The 2253-nt window shown below is 49.5% G+C and carries 2 protein-coding genes and 1 pseudogene; 1 reads left to right on the forward strand and 2 read right to left on the reverse strand.

What is annotated here, in order from left to right; all coding sequences use genetic code 11:
• On the forward strand, positions 1 to 1224 hold a 1224-nt coding region (locus KDK18_RS03300; RefSeq protein ID WP_257253197.1), incomplete at its 5' end, for a YncE family protein.
• A gap of 77 nt (positions 1225 to 1301) precedes the next feature.
• Here KDK18_RS03300 and KDK18_RS03305 read toward each other — a convergent pair.
• Together KDK18_RS03305 and KDK18_RS03310 are read right to left on the reverse strand one after the other, a co-directional pair.
• Positions 1302 to 2024, reverse strand: a complete 723-nt coding sequence (locus tag KDK18_RS03305; protein ID WP_373691139.1) for an amino acid ABC transporter ATP-binding protein — start codon at positions 2022 to 2024, stop codon at positions 1302 to 1304.
• A gap of 4 nt (positions 2025 to 2028) precedes the next feature.
• Positions 2029 to 2253, reverse strand: a pseudogene (locus KDK18_RS03310) (amino acid ABC transporter permease); the annotation flags it as partial.

A 2253-nucleotide genomic window follows, 5' to 3' on the forward strand; every position in this document is an offset into this window, starting at 1 on the left:
GAATTTAAAGGGCAGAAGGTTCATAATTTAAGCAAGACCGGAACATTTGCTACCACAGGTGGGAGCTGTAATGATTATACGGCATCTGCCTTTATGGGAGAGTATTTCACCCAGCGAACCTGCTCGGACTTTATGGGACCTTCTCTTTGGGCAAACAACCTTAAAACATTCGCTATTCAAAACAATAATTTTTTTCCAGATAATCTTAAAGAAAAGCCTTATGGTTCCCACATCGACATGGTTCATCAAGAGCCCTTCTCAATGGGCATCACCTGGGAAGGCCGGGAAGCCGGTTTTTGGTCATGGGACGCCGGCCCTGACTCTAAATATGGAAGTATTGTGTACACCAATATTACCCGCACCCATGGATATGGTGGGCATGAGCATAGCTATGCCTATCTCTATCGGTATGAAAATACAACCATGTATAAAAAGACGGGACGTAATCTTGTTCCCGGACACATGGCCAGATTCGACAGATACCTGTTCGTGGCCAATCCTGCAGGAGGCGTGATCAACGTTCTTGATACTGATAGCGGGACGGTAGCAGGTGATGTAAAGCACAGAGATGAATGGCGTGAAAAATACGCCGCTTACTCCAAAATATCAGGCGCCCGCTTTACTGAGCTCAGTGTCGCCGGACTTGAACTAAAAAGTCCCAGCGGTCTGGTCATTTCTGATAGTAAGCTGTTTGTCAGCGATTCTGATACTGGAAAGATCCATGCTATTCGCCTGGACACTTCAGGAAACCATACCTACATTGGCAGTATTCAAACACCCGCAAGCCAGATTGCAGGTCTCGAAGTCGATCAGAAGACCCAACGCATCTGGTTTGTTGATGCTGTGTGGCACACACTGAATGTTGTTGAACCCCTGTGCCAGAGCCGCGATGACTGTGAATCTGAATCACCCTGGGGTCAGGAATGCGCCCCTGACACCGATGAAAATGGCAAGACTGTTTGGCAGGCGCATCTGGATAGCTCTGGCAACCATGAAAATTGGCAAGGTTGCGCCAGATACTACTACTATGTGTGCCCGGGGGGTAATTCACATCAAAACAGCAAGCTTCCCGTTTGCCATGAACAGGGGGGCACATGGAGAGATGCGCTGGTAAGCTGGGTTGATGGCAAGAGCACCTGCAGATGCATGTCCTCTGAATCAAGTCGGATCGTTGCTTCCGTCTGGCTGCCACTGGGTGCTTTATCAGTACTGGCTCTTCATTAGCCGCACAGGTAGTCATGCTTCAAGGAAAGACATGGTTTTGACCCAAAAAGCCATGTCTTCCAAAACCTGGTTATGACTTAAATCACCTGACTCAGAAAGGACTGCAGGCGTTCACTGTCTGGATTATCAAAGAAGCTATCAGGAACACTGTCTTCTAACAGTTCACCAGACTCCATGAACAGAACCCGGTCGGCTACTTCGCGGGCAAAGCCCATTTCATGAGTCACCACAACCATGGTCATACCTGAACGAGCCAGTTGTTTCATAACTTCCAGAACCTCACCGACCATTTCCGGGTCCAGTGCAGAAGTCGGCTCATCAAACAACATGATCTTCGGCTGCATAGCTAATGCCCGAGCTATGGCTACACGTTGCTGCTGACCGCCCGATAACTGAGGTGGAAAACTCCCGGCTTTGTCAGACAGGCCGACTTTGGCCAGCAGCTCTACTGCCCGGTCTTCTGCATCGTTTCTGGAGATACCACGACCTTTCATGGGCGCCAGACAGATATTGTCCAGTACACTCAGGTGAGGAAACAGGTTGAAGGACTGGAAGACCATCCCCACTTCTTCCCTCAGTTTATTGACATCTCCGGGAGTGGTCAGGGAGATTCCGTCCACAACGATTTCACCGGCATTGATAGTTTCCAGCTGATTCAGGGTACGCAGAAAAGTTGATTTGCCTGAACCACTGGGCCCAACCACGACCACCACTTCCCCTTCCCTGATGGTCTGACTGACATTCTTCAGGGCGTGAACACCATTTGGGTAGACCTTGTGAATATCTGTCACGGTGATAATAGCGTCAGCTTCTTGCGGCATACTTCACCTCCATCCTTCTGACGACATACGACAGGATACCGGTCAGCACCAGGTAAAGTGCCGCAACCGTGAACCAGACTTCAAAGGGACTGAAGGTACTGCTGACCGTTTCCCGACCGGCTTTGGTCAGATCAGTCAGAGAAATAACCGAAACCAGTGAAGAGTCCTTGATCAAGTTGATAAACTGACCGGCCAACGGTGGCAGAAC

Source organism: Endozoicomonas sp. SESOKO3, from assembly GCF_024606255.1.